Raw genomic sequence first — 22,527 nt, 5'->3', positions numbered from 1 at the left:
GCGTCCGAGTCCAAGTCCGAGTCCGTGCCCTCGTGGTGGCGGCCCATCGGGATGACCATGGGGGTACGGCTGACGGGGTCCTCGCCGACGACGCAGCGCAGTCCGAAGACGTCCTCGACCATCGTGGCGGTGATGACGTCGGCGGGGGCACCCTCGCCCGCGACGCGTCCGTCCTTCATGGCGATGATGTGGTCGGCGTACCGGCAGGCCTGGTTGAGGTCGTGCAGGACCATGACCACGGTGCGGCTCTGGTGCCGGTTGAGGTCGGTGACCAGGTCGAGGACGTCGATCTGGTGGGCGAGGTCGAGGTAGGTCGTCGGCTCGTCCAGCAGCATCACGGGGGTGCCCTGGGCGACGGCCATGGCGATCCAGGCGCGTTGCCGCTGTCCGCCGGAGAGTTCGTCGACGGGCCGGTGGGCGAGGTCGGTCATGGCGGTGGCCCTCAGTGCCTCGTGCACGGCTTCCTCGTCGCTCTGCGACCACTGCCGCCACCATGTCTGGTGCGGTGAACGCCCGCGCCCCACCAGGTCGATGACCGTCAGCCCCTCGGGTGCGACGGGTGTCTGCGGGAGGATGCCGAGCTTCTGGGCGAGGGTCCGGGTCGGGATGGAGTGCACCGAGCGGCCGTCGAGGTGGACGGCGCCGGCCTTGGGCGTCAGCAGCCGGGCCAGGGCGCGCAACAGGGTGGACTTGCCGCAGGCGTTGGCGCCGACGATCGCGGTGACGCGGCCGGTGGGGACGACCAGGTCGAGGTCCTCGACGACGACCCGGTCGTCGTAGGCGAGGCGCAGGCCCTCGGCGCGCAGCTCGGGGCCGTCGACGGGACCGCGGACCCGGTCGTCGACACCAGCGTCGAAGCGGGCGCCGGTACGGGCGCCGGAGCGGGAGTCGACACGGACGTCGACACGGGCGTCGCCCTTCGTTGCCGGTTCGTACTTCGATGACACGTCTTCAGCCTCCTGAACCGGCGCGGTTGGCGCGGATGAGCAGCCACAGCAGTACGGGTGCGCCGAGCACCCCGGTGACGACCCCGACCGGAAGTTCCGTGTCCGGGATGATCCTGCGGGCGGCGAGGTCGGACACGAGCACCATCACGGCACCGGTGAGCCCCGCCGCGACGGGTGGTGGGAACGGGGTGCCGGCCAGGCGCTGGGCGACGTGGGGTGCGGCGAGCGCCACGAAGGCGACCGGCCCGGCGGTGGCCGTGCCGAAGGCGACGAGCCCGACCGAGATGAGCAGGACGGCCACCCGGACGATGTGGACCCGGGTGCCGAGGCCCTTGGCGACGTCGTCCCCGAGTTGCAGGACGCGGATCTGCCGGCCGACCAGCACCGCCGGGGGCACCAGCACGGCCATGGCGACGGCGAGCGGACCGATCTGTTCCCAGGTGCGGCCGTTGAGGTTGCCGACGAGCCAGCCGAGGGCGGCCTGGGCCTGGAAGCGCTGGCCGCGGGCCAGGAGGTAGTCGGTGGCACTGGTGCAGATCCAGGCGATGCCGATGCCGACGAGAACGATGCGGTAGCCGGTGGTGCCGCGTTTCCAGGCCAGGAGGTACACCAGCAGCCCGGCGGCCAGCGCGCCGAGCAGGCCCAGGGCCTGGGTGCTCAGGCCCGCGTCCCAGCCTAGGACGATCCCCGCGACGACCGCCGTGCCGGCGCCCTGGGTGATGCCCATCATGTCCGGGCTGGCCAGCGGGTTGAGCGTCACGGTCTGCAGGAGGGCCCCGGAGATGCCGAACGCGATGCCGACGAGCAGCCCTGCCAGGGCGCGCGGCAGCCGCAGTTCGTGGACGATCAGCTCGGTGCCGGGGTCGCCCGTGCCCACCAGGGCCTTCAGCACATCGGTGAGCGGGAGGTCGATGTCCCCGACGGAGGTCTCCACGGAGAACGCCAGGAACGCGGCGGCCGCGAGCAGCAGACAGACCGTCAGCAACCGGGGGCGTACGACACCGGAGACGGGCGGTGCCGGGAACCGGAAGGCGAGGCGGTCGGCCGTGCGGCGCCTGGGTGTCGGATCCGCGGCGCCCTTCGGGGGCGGCACGGGCGCGAGGTCGGTCGTCATCGGCTCACAGCTCCACGGATTCGGTCGTCATGGGCCCGCGTCCGCCCTGTCGTGCGGTCATGGTTCACAGCTCCGCGAGGCGTCGGCGGCGGACCAGCGCGATGAAGAAGGGGCCGCCGATGAAGGCGACGAGGATGCCCGCCTGGACCTCGGTCGGGCGGGCGATCAGGCGGCCCGCGATGTCGGCGGCCAGGAGGAGACAGGGGGCGAGGACCGCCGACAGAGGCAGCAGCCAGCGGTGATCCGGGCCGATGCCGGCCAGTTGGGCGAGGACGCGGGCGATGTGCGGGACGACCAGGCCGACGAAGACGACGGGCCCGATGACGGCGACCGCTCCCCCGGTGAGCAGGGTGACGGCGACGACACCCTGGACGCGGACCAGGCCGAGCTTGAGCCCGAGCGACTTCGCCACGTCGTCGCCGAGCGCGAGGCTGTTGAGGGCCGGGGCGCAGGCGAGGGCGAGGACCGCGCCGACGGCCAGGAACGGCAGGACGCGGAGGAGGACCTCCTCGTCCTGGTTGGCGAGAGAGCCCGCGTTCCAGAAGCGGTAGCGGTTCAGGGCGTCCGGATCGGTGAGGGCGACGGCGCTGGTCAGCGAGAACAGCAGGGAGGTCACGGCGACACCGGCCAGGGCGAGTTTGACCGGGGTGGAGCCGGACCGGCCGAGCCCGCCGAGGAGGTACACCAGGACGCTGGCGACGAACGCGCCGCCGAAGGCGAACCAGATGTAGCCGTACACCGATGCGATGCCGAGCACTCCGACCGACAGGACGACCGCGAAGGCGGCGCCCGCGCTGACCCCGAGGATTCCGGGGTCGGCGAGCGGATTGCGGGTCAGCGCCTGCATCAGCGCGCCCGCGAGACCGAGGGCGGCGCCGGTGGCGAGACCGAGGGCGGTGCGTGGCACCCGTACGGACCAGATGACGTTGTAGATACGGGAGTCGGGGGCGTCGCCGAGCAGGGTGTGCCACACCTGGTCGAGGGGGACGCCGAGCGCGCCGAACGCCATCGACAGGGCGCACAGGGTGAGCAGGGCCATGCCCGAGAGCGTCAGCAGCAGTACCGCGCGGGGGCCTTTCGCCGCCCGGACCGTAGAGGTCCCCACGTCTTCAACTTCCTTTGATGAGGCTTGCCTTAACTGTAGGGCGGGTGCGGGTTGAACTGTAGGTCTTCCGTGGATTGCCGTCCCGCCCCCGGGGCAACTCTCACTATGAGCACCCTGTGAATTAGGTAACCCTTACCTTAGTATGTCCGCGACCCGGCTCAGAACCGGACCCCGACCCGCTGGGAAGGCTCACTGCTGTGTGCGGTACCGAGGAAGTCCTGGCCTTTTGGCGGCGGCTGCTGACATCGCTGCCGCTCGAGATCTCACTGCCCGCCGATCGGCCCCATCCGCCGCAGCCGCTTCTCGAACGGGACACGCGTGCGCTGGCGGATGTTCCGGACGCCCCCGACGCCGTACGGCTCGCGGCGTTCGTCGCCCTGCTGCACCGCTACACCGGGGCGACGGACCTGACCGTGGGTTATGACGGGCTCCCGCTGCGGGTGTCCGTCGACCATGCACCCTCGTTCGCCGAGCTGGTACGGCGGGTTTCACAGGCGTGTGAGGAGGCGGAGACCAACCGGGTGCCGGTCGGGCTTCTGATCGAGGAGCTGAGGCCCCGGCCGACGCGCGGCGGCGGCCTGTTCTTCAACACGGCGTTCGCCACGGCCGCGCGGCCCGCCGGTGAGCTGCCCGCCCCGGTCGACGTGCTGCTGGAGGCGGGCGAGGGCTCGGCGCGGGCGTCGTACCACCCCGGCATCTTCGACGGTACGACGATCGAGCGGCTCCTCGGTCACTACCGCACGCTCCTCGCCGACGCGCTGGCCCGGCCCGAGACGCCGGTCGCCCGCCTGGATCTGATGAGCCCGCAGGAGTACCGCCAGGTCGTCCTCGACTGGAACGACACCGCGCACTCGGTGCCGGCGGACACCTGGCCCGCGATGTTCGCCGAGCAGGTGCGGCAGCGCCCGGACGCCGTGGCGCTGATCTTCGAGAACGAGGAACTCACCTACGCCGAGCTGGACGAGCGCGCGAACCGCCTCGCGCACGCGCTGATCGCGCGGGGTGCCGGTCCCGAGCGGATCGTCGCCCTGGCCCTGCCTCGCTCCGCCGAGTTGATCGTGGCGGAGGTGGCCGTCCTGAAGTCGGGCGCCGCCTATCTGCCGATCGACCACGACTACCCGGCGGACCGGATCGCGTACATGCTGGGCGACGCGCGGCCCGTCTGCATGGTGACCACCGGGGAGGCCGCACGGGACCTCCCCGACCCGGCCGACGACATGACGCTCCTGGAGCTGGACTCGCCCGCCACGGCGGCCGAGTTGGCCGAACGGCCCGTCCACGACCCCACCGAGGCGGACCGCGGGGCGCCGCTCACCGTCCTGAACGCCGCGTACGTGATCTACACCTCGGGCTCGACCGGCCGCCCCAAGGGTGTCGCCCTCGCGCACGGCGGTGTGGCGAAGCTGGTGGCCACGCAGAGCGAGCGGTTCGGTATCGGCCCGCACAGCCGGGTGCTGCAGTTCGCCTCGCCGAGCTTCGACGTCGCCTTCTGGGACCTGTGCCTCGGACTGCTGTCCGGCGGCCGGCTCATCGTCGTCCCGGCGGAGCGTCGGGTGCCCGGCGCGCCGCTCGCCGACTACGCGAACGCGCACGGCGTCACCTTCATGATCCTGCCGCCCGCGCTGCTCGCCGCCATGCCCGACGACGTGCGACTGCCTCCGAAGGCCACGCTGTTGGCGGGCACCGAACGTGTCTCCCCCGAGCTGGTGGGGCGGTACGCGCGCGGGCGGATGATGTTCAACGCGTACGGCCCGACCGAGGCCACCACCAACTCCACGCTCGGGCTGTGCGATCCGGACATCCCGGCCGGGGCGATCGTCCCGATCGGCGTGCCCGACCCGGGGACCCGGGCATATGTCCTTGACGCGTTCCTGCGGCCCGTCCCCGCCGGGGTCACCGGCGAGCTGTACCTGGGCGGCGCCGGTCTGGCCCGGGGCTATCTGGGGCGTCCGGATCTGACCGCCGAACGGTTCGTCGCCGACCCCTTCGGGGAGCCCGGCGAGCGGCTCTACCGCACCGGTGACCTGGTCCGCTGGCGGGCCGACGGGCGGCTGGAGTTCCTCGGGCGCGCCGACGCCCAGGTCAAGATCCGCGGCTTCCGTATCGAGCCGGGCGAGATCGAGTCGGTGCTGCGCGGCCACCCGGCCGTCGACCAGGTCACGGTGGTCGTCCGCGAGGACCGGCCCGGCGACCGCCGCCTCGCCGCCTACGTCGTCCCCGCCCTCGACGGGCCGCGCGACGCGGACCCGGACGCGCGGGTCGAGGAGTGGAAGGAACTGCACGAACTCCTGTACGGAGCGGCCGGTTCCGAGGACGCCGGTGATTCCGCCGACTCCGCTGACGCCCGCGACGGATCCGGTCTGCGCGAGAACTACGCGGGCTGGAACAGCATGTACGACGGCACGCCGATCCCCGTCGAGGAGATGCGGGAGTGGCGGGCGGCGACCGTCGAATGCGTCCGTGGACTCGGCACGGCCCGGCGGGTGTTGGAGATCGGCGTCGGCAGTGGTCTGATCCTGTCCCGGATCGCGCCCGACTGCGAGGCGTACTGGGGCACCGATCTCTCGGCGGCGGCCGTCGCGGCGCTCCGCGCCCAGGTCGACACCGATCCGGAGCTGGCCGCGAAGGTCGAGCTGCGGGCCCAGCCCGCCCACGACACCGACGGGCTGCCGGCCGGGTACTTCGACACGGTCGTCATCAACTCGGTCGCCCAGTACTTCCCCAGCGGGGAGTACCTCGTCGACGTACTGCGCCAGGTGTCGGGGCTGCTGGCCCCCGGCGGCCGGATCTTCGTCGGCGACGTCCGCAATCTGCGGCTGCTGCGTACGCTGCGCGCGGCCGTGGAGACCCGGCGGGCACCCGGCGACGAGGGTGAGGGCGAGGACAAGAGCGTGCTGCGGACGGCCGTCGAGCAGTCGGTGCGCTGGGAGGGCGAACTCCTCCTCGACCCCGACTTCTTCGCCGCCCTCGACGGCTTCGACGCGGAGATCCGGATCAAACGGGCGACGCACCACAACGAGCTGAGCCGGTACCGGTACGACGTCGTACTGCGCCCGGGGGCTCCGGCGGACACCCGGGAACTGCCGGAGGTCAACTGGGCGGCCGTCGGCGGCCTCGGCGGACTGGCGGAGCTGCTGGCCGGGCGGCCGGACGGGCTCCGTGTCACCGGTGTGCCCAACGCGCGCCTCGCGGACGACCTGGCGGACCTGCGGCGGCTGGAGGGCAGCAGCCGGGAGGCGGCTCCCGGGACCGATCCGGAGGACCTGCGCGCGCTGGCGGTGGAGCACGGCTACCGGGCGGCGCTCACCTGGAACGGGAGCGCCGACGACGGGGCGTTCGACGCCGTACTCGTCCTCGACGGGCCCTTCGGCCCCCTGTACCGGACGGCCGGCGTCTATCCGCACGCCAACCGGCCCGCGCCCTTCCGTGACGTCGGCGCGCTGATGCGGACCCTGCGCGGGCACGCCGCCGAGTGGCTGCCCGACTACATGGTCCCCTCGGCGTTCGTCCCGCTGCACGCTTTGCCGGTCACGCCCAGCGGCAAGATCGACGCGAGAGCGCTGCCGGCCCCGGACTACGCGACCATGAGCTCCGGCCGCGCCCCGCGCACCACCCGCGAGAGGCTGCTGTGCGCGCTGTACGCCGAGGTGCTGGGGCTCGACGCCGTGACGGCCGAGGACGACTTTCTCGCGCTCGGCGGCGACAGCATCAGCGCCATCCAACTGCTCATCCGCGCACGGGAGTCGGGCCTCAAGCTCACCACCCGTGAGGTGTTCCGGCACCGCACGGTCGAGGCGCTGGCGAAGGCCGCCGTCGAGCGGGTCGCCGAGCACACCGCCGACGAACCGCTCGTGGAGGTCGACGAGGCCGAACTCGCCGAGATCCAGGGCACACGCCCGCTGGCGGTCGAGGAACTGCTTCCGCTCACCCCGCTCCAGCAGGGCTTCTTCTTCCACTCCCTCACCGGCGGCGCCGGCGGGGACACGTATGTCGTCCAGCAGGTCCTTGACCTCGCCGGGCCCGTCGACGGCCCGGTGCTGCGCCGGGCCGCGCAAGGCCTCCTGGACCGACACGCGCCACTTCGAGCCGCCTTCCGCCAGCGCCCGGACGGCACCCCGGTGCAGATCATCACGCGGGGCGCCGAACTGCCGTGGCGGGAAGTCGACCTGTCGTCGCAGGACGGGGAAGAGCGGGAGACGCTCGGCGACGCGGTGGCCGCCGACGAGCGCGCCCGGGGCTTCGACCTGGCCGCGCCGCCCCTGCTGCGCTGCGCCCTGGTCCGGCTCGGCGAGGAGCGCAGCCGTCTTGTCCTGACTTTCCATCACATCGTGGCGGACGGCTGGTCGTTGCCGGTACTGCACCGCGAACTGATGGCGTCCTACGGCACCGACGCGCCTCGGCTTCCCGAAGTCGCCCCCTACCGCGGCTTCCTGCGCCGCCTGGCCGAGCAGGACCGCGACGCGGCTCGCGACGCCTGGCTCGACGCGCTCGCCGGACTGGACGAGCCGACTCGGCTGGTCGGCGCTCCGGCCGACGCGGCACCCGTACGGCCGGAACATGTGCGGGTGGAACTGTCCGAGCGGACCACCGCGCGGCTCGCCGAGCGGGCCCGTGAGCACGGGGTCACCCTCGGCACGGTGGTCCAGGGCGCCTGGGGCCTGCTCCTCGGCAGGCTGACCGGCCGGGACGACGTCGTGTTCGGCACCACGGTCTCCGGGCGCGACGGCGAGGTCGAGGGCATCGCCTCCATGGTGGGCCTGTTCATCAACACCCTGCCGACACGCTTGCGTTGGGCACCCCGCGAGTCCCTCGGGGCTCTGCTCGTCCGGCTCCAGGAGGAGCAGGCCCGGCTGCTGGACCACCAGCACCTGGGCCTCGCCGAGATCCAGCGGCTCACCGGACACGCGGGCTCCGGTGAACTCTTCGACACCCTCGTGGTGTTCGAGAACTACCCCGCCGAGACGCACCTCCGGGACGCCTCGGGCACCGTGCGCATCACCGGCGACGCCTTCCACGACTCCGTGCACTATCCCCTCGCCCTCGTCGTCAAGCCCGGCCGACGGCTCGACCTGCGGCTCAAGCACCACGCGGAACGCCTCGACGGCGACACCGTCCGCGCGCTGGGGGACCGTCTGGCCCGCGTCCTGGAGGCCATCGCCGAGGCACCGGACCGCGCGGCCGCCTCCGTCGAGCTGCTCTCCGCCGACGAGGCTCTGCGCGCCCATCCCGCCGGCGCGGAACACCTCGTACCGGAGACCACCCTGGCGGAGAGGTTCGCCGCGCAGGTCGCCCGGACGCCGGACGCGACGGCCGTCGTCTTCGAGGGCGAGCGGCTGAGCTACGCCGAACTGGACGCCCGCGCCCAGGAGTTGGCCGCACGGCTGCGCGGCCGGGGTGCCCGGCCGGGGACGTTCGTGGCGGTCGCCGTACCGCGCTCGGCCGAGCTGATGGTGGCGCTGCTGGGCGTACTGAAGTCGGGGGCCGCCTATCTGCCGGTGGACCTGGACTACCCGGCCGACCGGGTGACCCATATGCTCGCCGACTCGGGCGCCACGACGGTGGTCACGCTGTCCGCGACGGCCGACCGGCTGCCTGAGCGGAACGTTCCTTCAGTGCCTTCGGTGCTGCTGCTCGACGCCCTCGACGACGAGCCGGCCGGGAACGTCATCGCCCCCGTCGCCGCGCGTCCCGACGACCCCGCCTACCTCATCTACACCTCCGGCTCGACCGGCCTCCCCAAGGGCGTCGTTGTCACCCACCGCGCCATCGCGAATCGGCTCGCGTGGACGCAGGGCGAGTACGGGCTCGGCCCGGACGACCGGGTGCTGCAGAAGACGCCGTCCAGCTTCGACGTGTCGGTGTGGGAGTTCTTCTGGCCGCTCCTCGAAGGCGCGACCGTGGTGCTCGCCCGCCCGGACGGCCACCGCGACCCCGCCTACCTGGCCGGGCTCGTGCGCGAGCAGGCCGTCACGACCATGCACTTCGTGCCGTCGATGCTGGAGGCCTTCCTCCGGCACGACGAGGTCACCGGCGACCCCACCTGGTCGGCGTCGCTGCGCCGTGTGCTGAGTAGCGGCGAGGCGCTCCCGGTCGCCGCCGCGAGCCGCTGGCACGCGCTGACCGGCGTGCCGCTGCACAACCTGTACGGCCCGACCGAGGCGGCCGTCGACGTCACGTACCACCCGTATGCCTCCGACGAGGACCGGGGCGCTTCGGTGCCCATCGGGCGTCCCGTGTGGAACACCGGCCTCCGGGTCCTGGACGCCTGTCTGCGGCCCGTCCCCGACGGTGTCCCCGGCGAGCTGTACCTGACCGGCGTCCAGCTCGCCCGCGGCTACCACGCCCGCCCGGCGCTGACGGCCGAGCGGTTCACCGCCGATCCGTACGGGCCGCCCGGCAGCCGGATGTACCGCACCGGTGACCTGGTCCGGCGTCGCGCGGACGGGGTGATCGAGTATCTGGGCCGCACGGACCGGCAGGTCAAGCTGCGCGGCAACCGGATCGAACTCGGCGAGATCGAGGCCGCGCTGGTACGGCTGCCGGAGGTCGCGCAGGCCGCCGTGACGGTACGGGACGACGCGCTCGTCGCCTATGTCGTGCCTGTCGGCCGCGCCGAGGTGAGCGGCCTCCGTGAGGCCCTGACGGGCTCTCTCCCCTCACCCATGGTGCCGAGCGCCTGGGTGGTCCTCGACGCGCTGCCGCTCACCCCGAGCGGCAAGCTGGACCGGGCCGCGCTGCCCGCCCCGCAGGCCGTACGCGGCACCGTCACCCGCGCCCCGGGCAGTCCCCGGGAGCAGCTGCTCGTCGAGATCTTCGCGGCCGTGCTGAAGCTCGCCGAGGTCGGTGTCGACGACGACTTCTTCCTGCTCGGCGGCGACAGCATCAGCTCGATCGCCGTCTCCAGCCGGGCCCGCCGCGCGGGTCTGGCGATCGGCCCCCGCGATGTGTTCGAACACCGCACCCCTGCGGCGCTCGCGGCGACGGCCGCCATCGAGGAGACGGCCACGGGGGACGCCCCTGCCGAGTCCGCGTTCGAGCTGACCGAGGAGGAGCGGGAGCAGGTCGAGCGGCTCGCCCCGGGCCGGATCGAGGACGTGTGGCCCCTCGCCCCGCTCCAGGAGGGCCTGTTCTTCCACTCGAACTTCGACGACAGCTCCCTGGACGTCTACACGGTCCACGAGTCCTTCGACTTCGCCGAACGCGTCGACGCCGAGAGGCTGTCGGCGGCCATGCGCACGCTGCTGGCCCGCAACCCCAGCCTGCGGGCCGGGTTCACCAGTGAAGGGCTGCGCCAGCCGGTGCAGTTCATCGTGCGGGACGCCGAGATCCCCCTGACGGAGGTGGATCTCGCGGGGCTCCCGGCAGCCGAACAGGACCGGCGGATGCGGGAGTTGCTGGACGAGTCGAGGGCGCAGCGCTTCGACCTCACCCGCCCCCTCCTCTTCCGGATGCTGCTCGTGCGGCTCGGCGAGGAGCGCGGCGACCGGCTGGTCGTCGGCCGTCATCTGATCCTGTGGGACGGCTGGTCGGCCTGGCTGTTCCTGGACCAGTTGTTCGCGCTGTACGAGAGCGGAGGCGATCCGGCTGGCCTCGCCCGACCCGGCTCGTACCGCGACTACCTGACCTGGCTGGAGCGGCAGGACGACGCCGAGGCCACCCGGGCGTGGCGGGCGGCCCTGTCCGGTTTCGAGGAGCCCACGCTGCTGGTGCCGGCCGCCTCCGACCGGGGGCAGGAGCCGGTGATCCCGGAGCAGTTGGACGCCGTGCTGGACGCGACGGTCGCGGAGCGGCTGCGCGACATCGCGCGGGGCCACGGTCTGACCCTCAACACCGTGCTCAACGCGGCCTGGGGGCTGGTCCTGGCCGGCGCCACCGGCCGCAGTGACATCGCGTTCGGTACGACGGTCGCCGGGCGGCCCAGCGAGGTGCCGGACGTCGAGAACGTCGTCGGCATGTTCCTCAACACCGTGCCCGCGCGCATCGCCTTCGACCCGCGTGAGCCGGTCCTCGGTCTGTTGCGCCGGATCCAGGGCGAGCGGCTGGAGGTCATGCCGTTCGAGCATCTGGGCCTCGGTGTGCTCCAGGCCGAGACGGGTCACCGGCGGCTGTTCGACACCCTGTTCGTGCTGCGCAACGCCGACACCGACGAGCGGCTCGCCGAGTTGCGCGAGCGGCACGGCGCGACGGCCGTGGCCAACGTGGACGCCACGCACTACCCGGCGAACCTGGTGGTGACGCCCGGCGAGCGGGTCAGGGCGACCCTCGCCTACCGGCCCGACCTGCTCGACGGCATCTACGCGCAACGCCTGTTGGACCGTTTCGTGCTGCTGGTGGGCCGTCTGGTGGCCGACCCGCACGCTCCCGTCGGCTCACTGGACTCCCTGCTGCCCGTCGAGGCCGCCGCGCTCGCCCGCGAGGAGGCCGAGCAGCGGCAGCCCGTGCCGCACGAGACGGTGGCGGACATGCTGGCCGCACAGGCCGCCCGCACCCCGGACGAGACCGCCCTCGTCTTCGGCGCGCAGACCCTCACGTACGCCGAACTCGACGCGCGCTGCGACCGCATGGCGCGGCTGCTGATCGCGCGGGGCGCCGGTCCCGAGCGGGTCGTCGCGCTCGGGCTGCCACGTTCTATCGACATGGTGGTGGCGCTGTTCGCGGTGCTGCGGACGGGGTCTGCTTATCTGCCCCTGGAGCTGGACCATCCGGCCGAGCGGCTGTCGCTGATGCTGGCGGACGCCCGCCCGCTGCTCCTGCTGTCCACGCGGAGCGTGTCGGGGACGCTGACGGGCGACACGCCCCGCGTGCTGCTCGACGACCCGGCGGTGGCGGCCGAACTGGCGGGCCTCCCGGCCGATCCGGTGTCGGTGACCTTCAGCCTGGACCACCCGGCGTACGTCATCTACACCTCGGGGTCGACGGGTCGTCCCAAGGGTGTCGTCACGCCGTACATCGGTCTGACGAACATGCAGCTCAACCACCAGAAGGAGATCTTCGCCCCGGCGATCGCGTCGGCGGGCGGGCGGCGGCTGCGGATCGCGCACACCGTGTCGTTCGCGTTCGACATGTCCTGGGAGGAGCTGCTGTGGCTCGTCGAAGGCCATGAAGTCCACGTCTGTGACGAGGAGTTGCGGCGGGACGCGACCGCGCTGGTGGCGTACTGCGAGGAACACCGCGTCGACGTCGTCAACGTGACCCCGACCTACGCCCATCTCCTGCTGGAGGAGGGCCTGTTGGACGGGCACCGGCCGCCGCTGGTGCTGCTCGGCGGCGAGGCCGTCACCGAGACGGTGTGGAACACGCTGCGGGACACGGAGGGGACGTACGGCTACAACCTGTACGGCCCGACCGAGTACACGATCAACACGCTCGGCGGTGGTACGGAGGACAGCGCGACCCCGACCGTCGGCAAGCCCATCCGCGCCACCCGGGCCCGCATCCTCGACACCTGGCTGCGGCCGGTGCCGGACGGTGTGGCGGGTGAGCTGTACATCGCGGGTGTCGGTCTGGCACGCGGCTATCTCGACCGGCCCGGCCTGACCGCCGAGCGGTTCGTGGCCGACCCCTACGGACAGCCGGGCGAGCGCATGTACCGCACCGGTGACCTCGTGCGACGCCGCCCGGACGGCAATCTGGACTTCCTCGGCCGTACCGACGACCAGGTCAAGATCCGGGGCTACCGGGTGGAGCTGGGCGAGATCGAGACCGCTCTCGTCCAGCACCCCGAGGTGTCCCGGGCCGCCGTCATCGCTCGGGACGACACCGGCGCCCCCGGCACCAAGCGCCTCGTCGGCTATGTCGTCCCGGCCGAACCCGACGCCGAGGCACGCGAGTCGGCCGAGCGGGAGCAGATCGGCGAGTGGCAGGAGATCTACTCCGCCGAGTACACCGAGATCGGCACCGCCCTCTTCACCGAGGACTTCGCCGGCTGGGACAGCTCCTACGACGGCACCCCCATCCCCGTGGAGCACATGCGCGAGTGGCGTGAGGCCACGGTGTCCCGCATCCGCGAGCTGAAGCCCCGCCGCATCCTGGAGATCGGCGTCGGCTCGGGCCTGCTGCTGTCGAAGCTCGCCCCGGACGCCGAGGCGTACTGGGCGACCGACTTCGCCGCACCGGTGATCCGCAAGCTCACCGAGGGCATCAGCACCGATCCCGAGCTGGCCGGCAAGGTCGAACTCCGCTGCCAGGCCGCCGAGGTGACCGACGGCCTGCCCACCGGCTTCTTCGACACGGTCGTCATCAACTCCGTCATCCAGTACTTCCCGAGCCTGGACCACCTCCACCAGGTGATCCGCGGCGCGCTGGACCTGCTCGCCCCCGGCGGCGCCCTGTTCCTCGGTGACGTCCGCGACCTGCGCCAGGCCCGTGTGTTCCAGGCCGGCATCCAGGCCGCCCGTGCCGACGCGGACACGGAGCCCGGGAGCCTGCGCCGGGCCGTGGAGCGCGGCCTCGCCCTGGAGAAGGAACTCCTCGTCGACCCGGACTGGTTCACCACCCTCGGCGTCGGCGTCGACCTGCGCACCAAGGCGGGCCGCCACCACAACGAGCTGACCCGCTACCGGTACGACGTGGTGCTGTACGAGGGCGGTCCCTCGCTCTCCCTGGACGGCGTCCCGGCCGTCGACTGGACCGGGCGGGACGCGCTCCTCGCCCGTCTCGACGGCACCGGACCGCTCCGGGTGCGGGGCGTCCCGGACGCCCGCACGGCCGGCGACCTCGCCGGGCTGCGCGCCCTGGACACCGGCCGGCCGACGGCCGTCGTCGCGACGGGCGTGGAACCGGAAGACCTGCGGGAGACGGCCGAGGCACGCGGCTACCGGCTGCTCACCACCTGGTCCGGCCAACCCGGCGCCTACGAGGCGGTGTTCGTGCCCGGCACCGCTTCCCGTACAACGGGCCTGTACCGGCCGCGCGCCGACCGCGACGACGTCCCGTTCGCCAACACCCCGGCCGCGGGGCGCGGCCACACCGCGCTCATCAGACGGCTCCGCGACGACCTCGGACAGCGGCTGCCCGGCTATATGGTGCCCGCCGCCTTCGTGGTGCTGCCCGGACTGCCGATGAACGACAACGGCAAGCTCGACGTGCGCGCCCTGCCGGACGCCGAGCCCGCGGTCGCCCTGTCGGCCGGGCGCGGCCCGCGCACCCCCGTCGAGGAGGTGCTGTGCCGTCTCTTCGCCGAGGTGCTGGGCCTGCCCCGGACCGGCGCGGAGGACAACTTCTTCGACCTGGGCGGCCACTCACTGCTGGCGACCCGGCTGATCAGCCGCGCCCGCACCGAACTGGGCGCCGAGCTGGCGATCCGCGACCTGTTCGAGGCGCCCACCCCCGAGGCGCTGGCACTGCGTGCGGAAGCCGGTCGACCCGCGCGTCCGGTACTGCGGACGGTGCCCGAGCGGCCCGCGCGGATCCCGCTGTCGGCGGCCCAGCGGCGGCTGTGGCTGGTGGAGCGCATCACCGGCGGCGTCGCCTACAACTTCCCCCTCGTCTTCCGACTGCGCGGCAAGCTGGACCTCGACGCGCTGCGGGCCGCGCTGGGCGATGTCATCGATCGTCATGAGGCCCTGCGGACCCGGTTCTTGGAGGAGGGCGGAGAGCCGTATCAGTGGATCGTGCCGCCGGGCGCGGCCCAGCCCGACTTCCGGGTGTCCGATGTGAGCGAGGACGAGCTGGCCGCGCGGATCGAGGCGGCTCAGCGTCGTCCGTTCGACCTGAGCGCCGAACTACCCGTCCGGGCCGAGGTGTTGCGGCTGGGACCCGGCGACCACGTCGTGGCGCTGATGTTGCATCACATCACCACCGACGAGTGGTCGGACCGGCCGTTCCTCGGTGATCTCACCACCGCGTACCGGGCCCGTGTCGAGGGCCGCGCACCGCAGTGGGCGCCGCTGCCCGTCCAGTACGCCGACTACACCCTGTGGCAGGACACGCTGCTCGGTCAGGTGGGCGAGGCCCAGCTCGCCCACTGGACCGAGGCCCTGCGGGCGCTGCCGGAGGAGTTGTCCCTGCCTCTGGACCGGCCCCGGCCGCAGAACCCCACCGGGCGTGGCGGCAAGGTCCGACTGGACCTCTCCCCCGCGACGGCCCAGGCATTGCGCGAGCTGTCCGGTGCCACCGGCACCAGTATGTTCATGCTGTTCCAGGCGGCCACGGCGGCACTGCTGCACCGGCTCGGTGCCGGGGACGACATTCCGCTCGGGGCGCCCATCGCCGGGCGTACGGACGACGCGCTGGACGACCTGGTCGGGTTCTTCGTGAACACGCTGGTGCTGCGCACCGATCTGTCCGGCGACGGAGACGGATCCGACCTGACGTTCACGCAACTCCTCCGCCGGGTCCGGGAATCCGCCCTGGAGGCGTTCGAGAACCAGGATCTCCCCTTCGACCACGTCGTCGAGGCCGTGAACCCGCCCCGGGTCGCCGGCCGCAACCCGCTCTTCCAGGTCATGCTCGGCTACCACTACCGGCCCGACGGCGACCCCGATGTGCTCGGCATGCCCACCGAGTGGTTCGACATGGACACGGGCATGGCCAAGTTCGACCTCCACTTCACCTTCGTGGACGAGGTGGGCCGGGGCCGTCTCACCCTGCTTCTCGAGTACGCGCTCGACCTGTACGACGAGGCGACGGCACAGCGGCTCGCCAGGCTGCTGGCGCGGCTCCTCGACCAGGTCGCCGCCGAACCCGGCCTCCCCGTACGGGATCTGGAGGTCCTGGAGGAGGCCGAGCGGGAGTCGGTGCTCGTCCGGTGGAACGACACCGGGCACGACGTACCGGCGACGACCCTGCCGGAGCTGTTCCGCGCGCAGGTGGCGCGGACGCCGGACGCGCTCGCTCTGGTCGAGGACGAACAGCGGTTGACCTACGCGGAGTTGGACGAGCGGGTCGAGCGGACGGCGCGGGTCCTGGCCGGGAGGGGGGTTGGCCCGGAGCGCACGGTGGCGGTGGCGTTGCCGCGTTCGGTGGAGCTGGTCGTGGCCCTGCTGGCGGTGCACCGGGCGGGCGGCGCCTATCTGCCGCTCGACGCCGATCAGCCTCGGGAGCGTATCGCGCTCATGCTGGAGGAGGCCCGGCCGGTGTGCGTAGTCGAGGACGCGCTGCCGCAGGGGCCGGAGGGTGAACTGCCCACGACGTACGACTCGTTGAGCCCGGCCTACGTGATCTACACCTCCGGCTCCACGGGCCGCCCCAAGGGTGTGGTCGTGCCGCACGAGGGGATCGTGAACCGGCTGCTGTGGATGCAGGACGCGTACGGGCTGGGCCCCGACGACCGGGTGCTGCAGAAGACCCCGTTCGGCTTCGACGTGTCGGTGTGGGAGTTCTTCTGGCCGCTGATCACCGGGGCCGCGCTGGTGGTCGCCCGGCCGGAGGGCCACAAGGACCCGGCGTATCTGGCGGACCTGATCCGCGAACAGGGCGTCACGACCACGCACTTCGTGCCGTCGATGCTCCAGGTGTTCCTGGAGGAGCCGGCCGCCGCGCGGTGCACGAGTCTGCGCCGGGTGATGTGCAGCGGTGAGGCGCTGCCGTCGCCGGTGGCCGAGCGCCTCCACGAGGTGCTGTCGGCCGAGCTGCACAACCTGTACGGGCCCACGGAGGCCTCGGTCGACGTCACGGCCGGCCAGGTGGTTCCGGGGGCCGACCGGGTGGCGATCGGGCGTCCCGTCTGGAACACCCGGGCCTATGTCCTGGACGCGGCGCTGCGGCCGGTCCCGCTGGGTGTGGCGGGAGAGCTGTATCTCTCGGGCGTCCAGCTCGCACGTGGCTACCTCGACCGTCCGGGCCTCACGGCCGATCGGTTCGTCGCGGACCCGTACGGCGGCCCCGGTGCCCGGATGTACCGCACGGGCGACCTGGCCCGTTGGCTGCCGGACGGCACGCTCGACTTCCTGGGCCGCACGGACCACCAGGTCAAGATCCGTGGGGTGCGCATCGAGCCCGGCGAGATCGAGGTGGTGCTCGCCCGGCACGAGTCGGTGGCCCACGCGGTCGTCGTACCGCACGAGCAGCGGCTCGTCGCCTACGTCGTCCCCGCCGCCGGCGGGGTCACCGACGCGGCACTCCTGCGGAGCCATGCCACCACCTCCCTGCCCGAGCACATGATCCCCGCGGCCGTCGTCGTCCTCGACGCGCTGCCGCTGACGCCGAACGGCAAACTGGACCGCCGGGCGCTGCCCGTGCCCGACTTCGCGGCGGGCGGCGGCACGGGCGGCAGGGCGCGGGATCCTCGTGAGGAGATCCTCTGCGGTCTGTTCGCGGATGTGCTGGGTGTGGACAGGGTCGGCGTCGACGACGACTTCTTCGCCCTGGGCGGCCATTCGCTGCTCGCGATGCGGCTGGTCGCCGGGGTCCGGGCGGCTTTCGGCGCCGATGTGGCACTGCGTACGGTGTTCGACGCGCCGACGGTGGCCCGTCTCGCGCAACGCCTGGCGGAGGGCTCCACGGCCGATGTCCGCGCCCGGCCGGCGCTCGGGGTACATGCGCGTCCCGAGCGGCTGCCCCTGTCGTCCGCACAACAGCGCCTGTGGGTGCTGTACCAGGTGGAGGGTCCCAGCGCGACGTACAACATCCCCTCCGCCTGGCGGCTGACCGGGGAGCTGGACGTCGAGGCGTTGCGGGCGGCCGTGCACGATCTGGTCGTACGGCACGAGACGCTGCGCACGGTCTTCCCCGACGAGGAGGGGCGGGCCTTCCAGCGGGTACTGGACGCGGACGAGGTGCGCGTTCCGTTCGAGGTGGCGGAGACCGACGCCGAGCGGCTCCCCGAGCGGCTCGCCCGCGCGGGCGCGTACGGCTTCGAGCTGGACCGTGAACTGCCGTTGCGCGTCCATGTGTTCCGCACGGGCGGGGAGGAGTGGACGCTGCTGCTCCTGCTGCACCACATCGCCGGTGACGAGTGGTCGGAGGGGCCGCTGCACGGGGACCTGGCGGTCGCCTACGCGGCCCGTGCGGCCGGGCGGGCGCCCGAGTGGGAGCCGTTGCCGGTCCAGTACGCCGACTACACACTGTGGCAGCGGGACGTTCTCGGCGACGAAAAAGACGCGGAGAGTCTGGCGGCACATCAGATCGCCTACTGGCGGCAGACGTTGGCCGGCCTGCCGGAGGAGCTTGCACTGCCCGTCGACCGGCCGCGTCCGCTGGAGTCGACCTACCGGGGCGGCGCCGCCGATCTGTCGCTCGACGCCGAACTCGCCGCCGAACTGCACCGGTTGGCGCGTGACAACGGCGTCAGCGTGTTCATGGTGATGCAGGCCGCCGTGGCGACCCTGCTCACCCGGCTCGGTGCCGGGCAGGACATCCCGATCGGCAGCCCGATCTCCGGGCGGACGGACGCGGCGCTGGAGGACCTGGTCGGGTTCTTCCTCAACACGCTGGTGCTGCGGACGGACACGTCCGGCGAGCCGACGTTCCGGGAGCTGCTGGCGCGGGTGCGGGAGACCGATCTGGGCGCCTTCGACCATCAGGAGGTTCCGTTCGAACGGCTGGTGGAGGTGCTCAACCCGGCCCGCTCGCTGGCCCGGCACCCGCTGTTCCAGGTGATGGTGGTGCATCTGGCGGCCGGTGGCGAGGACACCGGACTGCCGGGGCTGCGGGCCCGTCGGGACGAAGTCGTCAGCACCACCGCGAAGTTCGACCTGTCCTTCGACTTCGTGGAGCGCGGCGACGGCAGCGGCGTGGACGGCGTGCTGGAGTACAGCGCCGACCTGTTCGACCACGCGACCGCGCAGTCCTTCGCCGACCGGCTGCGGCGCGTCCTGCGGGCCGTCGTCGCCGACCCGGACCAGACCCTCGGACGTATCGACATCCTCGACGCGGACGAACGCCGGCAGCTGACAGGCGGCTGGCAGAGCCGCCCACTCGTCGCCGCCGCGACCACCGTGCCCGCGCTCTTCGAGGAACGGGTGCGGCAGCACCCCGAGCTGCCCGCCGTGGCCTCCGACGGCGTCGAGCTGACCTTCGCCGAGCTGAACGCCGAGGCCAACCGCCTGGCGCGGCTCCTGGTCGAACTCGGCGCCGGGCCCGAGCGGTTCGTGGCCCTCGCGCTGCCACGCACCGCGCGGTTCCTGGTCGCCGTGCTGGCCGTGCACAAGACGGGCGCGGCCTACTTGCCCCTCGACCCCGACGCGCCGACGGACCGTACGGCGGACGTCCTCGACGACGCCCGCCCGGTACTGACCCTGACCACCCGGGAACTCCGGAAGACCCTTCCGCCGGACGCCGACCCCTTGGTGCTCGACGATCCCGCCACGACCGACCGGATCGCGGCCGAGGAGGCCGCCGACCTCACCGACACCGACCGGACCGGAGACCTGACCCCTCGCCACCCGGCGTACGTCATCTACACCTCCGGCTCCACCGGTCGGCCCAAGGGTGTGGTGATCACCCACGAGACCCTCGGCAACCTCTTCCACAGTCACCGCGAGACGCTCTACGCACCGGCGATCGAGACCGCGGGCCGACGGCACCTGCGGGCCGGGCACGCCTGGTCGTTCTTCTTCGACGCGTCCTGGCAGCCTCAGCTGTGGCTGCTGGACGGGCACTGTGTGCACATCGTGTCCGAGGAGGTGCGGCGCGACCCCGAACTGCTCGCCCGGGCCGTGGTCGAGCACGGTTTCGACTTCCTGGAGGTCACCCCGTCGTTCTTCGCGCAGATGGCCGACAGCGGTCTGCTGAGCGGCGACGACTGCCCCCTCGTGGTGGTCGGCGTGGGCGGCGAGGCCGTACCGGTCGCACTGTGGCAGCGCCTGGCCGCGCTGCGCGGCACCGAGGCGTTCAACCTGTACGGGCCGACCGAGTCGACCGTGGACGCCCTGGTGGGTCGCGTCGGGGACAGCGAACGCCCGCTCGTGGGACGGCCGGTGGCCGGCACCCGGGCCTACGTCCTCGACGGGCTGCTCCAGCCGGTGCCCCCCGGTGTCACCGGTGAGCTGTACCTGGCGGGCGGCGGTCTCGCCCGTGGCTACCTGGGCTCCCCCGGGCTGACCGCCGAGCGGTTCGTGGCCGACCCGTTCGGAGGGCCCGGTTCGCGGCTGTACCGGACCGGCGATCTGGCCCGCTGGACGGCCGACGGGCGGCTGGACTACCTCGGCCGGGCCGACGACCAGGTCAAGATTCGCGGCTTCCGCATCGAGCCGGCGGAGATCGAGTCCGCGCTCACCGCCCATCCGGCCGTCGGACAAGCTGTGGTGACGGTACGTCAGGAGGGACCGCGCAAGCTGCTGGTCGCCTACGTGATCCCGTCGTCCGCGGGTGCGGTCCCGGACCCGGCGACGCTGCGCGCCCATGTCGCCGCCCGGCTCCCCGACCACATGGTCCCGGCGGCCGTCGTGGCCCTCGGCCGGTTCCCGGAGCTGGCGAACGGCAAGCTCGACCGGGCCGCGCTGCCCGCGCCCGACTTCTCCGCCCTGTCGTCGGGCCGCGCGCCCGCCACCGAGGTGGAGAAGACGCTCTGCGCGGTCTTCGCGGACGTGCTCGGCCTCGAACAGGTCGGCGTGGACGACGACTTCTTCGCCCTCGGCGGCGACAGTATCGTCGCGATGCAGCTCGTGGGCCGGGCGCGTGCTGCGGGCGTACGCATCACTCCCCGGCTGGTCTTCCGCCATCGCACGGTGGCGGCGCTGGGCACGGTCGCCGAGACGGTCGACGCGACCGCCCGACGCCCCGAGGACGACGGCACCGGCATCGTGCCGCTCACCCCGGTCATGCACTGGCTGCGCGAACTGGGCGGCCCGTTCGCCTCGTACCACCAGTCGGCACTCGTCCGCACCCCCGCCGAACTGGACCTGCCCGGCCTGACCACCGTCCTCCAGGCTCTCGCCGACCGGCACGACCTGCTGCGGGCAACCCTCCTGCGGCCGTCGCCCGACGCCACCGACGACTGGTCGCTGCACGTACCGCCGGTCGGGACGGTCGACGCCGCCGGGTGGATCGACCGCGTGGACGCGGCCGGCCTCGACGCGGCGGCTCTCGGTGAGATGGTGGCGGAGCAGGCGCGCGCGGCCCGGACGCTCCTCGATCCCGACGCGGGAGTCATGGTCAGGGCCGTGTGGTTCGACGCGGGCGACGCGCCGGGCCGACTGCTGCTGATCGCCCACCACCTGGTGGTGGACGGAGTGTCGTGGCGGGTGCTGCTGCCGGACCTGTCCGTCGCGTGGCGGGATGTCTGCGCCGGGCGGCCGGTCCGGCTCGACCCGGTCGACACCTCGTTCGCGAGCTGGTCGCGACAGCTCACCGAGTCTGCGCGGGGCCCGGCGCGTGAGGCCGAACTCCCCGCCTGGACAGACATCTTGGCGAGCGGCTCCGAGCCCTTCCCGCTCCTGCGGGAGCCCGACCCGGACCTCGACACCACCGCGACCCGGCGCGAGGTGGTCCTCCGGATGCCGGCCGAGCACACCGGACCGTTGCTGTCGGCCGTGCCCGCCGCGTTCGGCGCCGCCGTCAACGACGTGCTGCTGGCCGGGCTCGCCCTCGCCTTCGCCGACCGGCGGCGGCGGAACGGCGGTTCGGACACCTCGGTCCTCGTCGACCTCGAAGGCCACGGCCGCGAGGAGGAGCTGGGCGGCGACGGGATCGACCTGTCCCGTACGGTCGGCTGGTTCACGAGCGTCTTCCCGGTGCGGCTCGACGCGGGGCCGGCCGACCCGGCCGAGGCCTTCGCCGGTGGCCCGGCCGCCGAGGAGGCCGTGCGACGGGTGCGCGAGCATCTGGCGGCGCTGCCCGCGAACGGTGTCGGGTACGGCCTGCTGCGGCACCTCAACCCCCGTACCCGCGAGGTGCTGGCGGCCTACGAACCGCCACGCGTCGAGTTCAACTACCTGGGCCGGTTCGGTATCCCGGAGGAGACGGACTGGTCGTACGCGCCGGAGGAGGACGCGGCGGACATCGGGTCGGAGGGCTCGATGCGGGAGGGTCACGCGCTGGAGATCAACGTGGTGACCGAGGACCGGGCGGACGGGCCGGTGCTGGCCGCGCACTGGTCGTATCTGGAAGGACTGCTGCCGCGCGACACGGTCCAGGATCTCGCCGAGACCTGGTTCCGGGCCCTTCAGGGGCTCGTCGCGTGGGCGGAGCGGAACCCGAAGTGAGAAACACGAAGTAAGAAACACGAAGTGAGAAAGAGGAGTGGAATGAGCAACCCGTTCGAGGACCCCGAGGGCACCTACCTGGTGCTGGTCAACGACGAGAACCAGCACAGCCTGTGGCCGGACTTCGTGGACGTGCCAGCCGGCTGGCGGGCGGTCCACGGACCCGATTCTCGGCAGTCCTGCCTGGACCACGTCGAGGCCCACTGGACCGACATGCGGCCGCGGAGTCTGGCCGAGTCGATGGACGGCTGACAGCCGAGGACGGCTGACATGCGG

5 protein-coding genes are annotated in these 22,527 nt (G+C 72.7%); 2 read left to right on the top strand and 3 right to left on the bottom strand.

All coding sequences use genetic code 11. The features are described 5' to 3' along the window. The 3 genes from ACFU53_RS34885 to ACFU53_RS34875 all read right to left on the bottom strand — a co-directional run. A partial coding sequence (locus ACFU53_RS34885; RefSeq protein ID WP_384001691.1) for an ABC transporter ATP-binding protein occupies positions 1-806 on the bottom strand: 806 nt, incomplete at its 3' end. 145 nt (positions 807-951) lie between these two features. Continuing rightward, a complete protein-coding gene (locus tag ACFU53_RS34880) occupies positions 952-2,061 on the bottom strand; it encodes a FecCD family ABC transporter permease (RefSeq protein WP_384001688.1) in 1,110 nt (369 codons plus the stop codon). Between the two features lie 64 nt (positions 2,062-2,125). After that, a complete protein-coding gene (locus ACFU53_RS34875) occupies positions 2,126-3,166 on the bottom strand; it encodes a FecCD family ABC transporter permease (protein WP_384001685.1) in 1,041 nt (346 codons plus the stop codon). A 197-nt stretch (positions 3,167-3,363) separates the two neighbouring features. Between ACFU53_RS34875 and ACFU53_RS34870 the strand changes: the two genes are divergently transcribed. Both ACFU53_RS34870 and ACFU53_RS34865 read left to right on the top strand, forming a co-directional pair. Further along, positions 3,364-22,251, top strand: a complete 18,888-nt coding sequence (locus ACFU53_RS34870) for an amino acid adenylation domain-containing protein (RefSeq protein WP_384001682.1) — start codon at positions 3,364-3,366, stop codon at positions 22,249-22,251. Positions 22,252-22,293: 42 nt separating this feature from the next. Next, a complete protein-coding gene (locus tag ACFU53_RS34865) occupies positions 22,294-22,503 on the top strand; it encodes an MbtH family protein (protein WP_384001679.1) in 210 nt (69 codons plus the stop codon). Positions 22,504-22,527 lie beyond the last annotated feature (24 nt).

The organism is Streptomyces sp. NPDC057474, from assembly GCF_042802555.1.
Lineage (GTDB): Bacteria > Actinomycetota > Actinomycetes > Streptomycetales > Streptomycetaceae > Streptomyces.
This window is presented reverse-complemented; position numbering and strand designations above follow the sequence as displayed.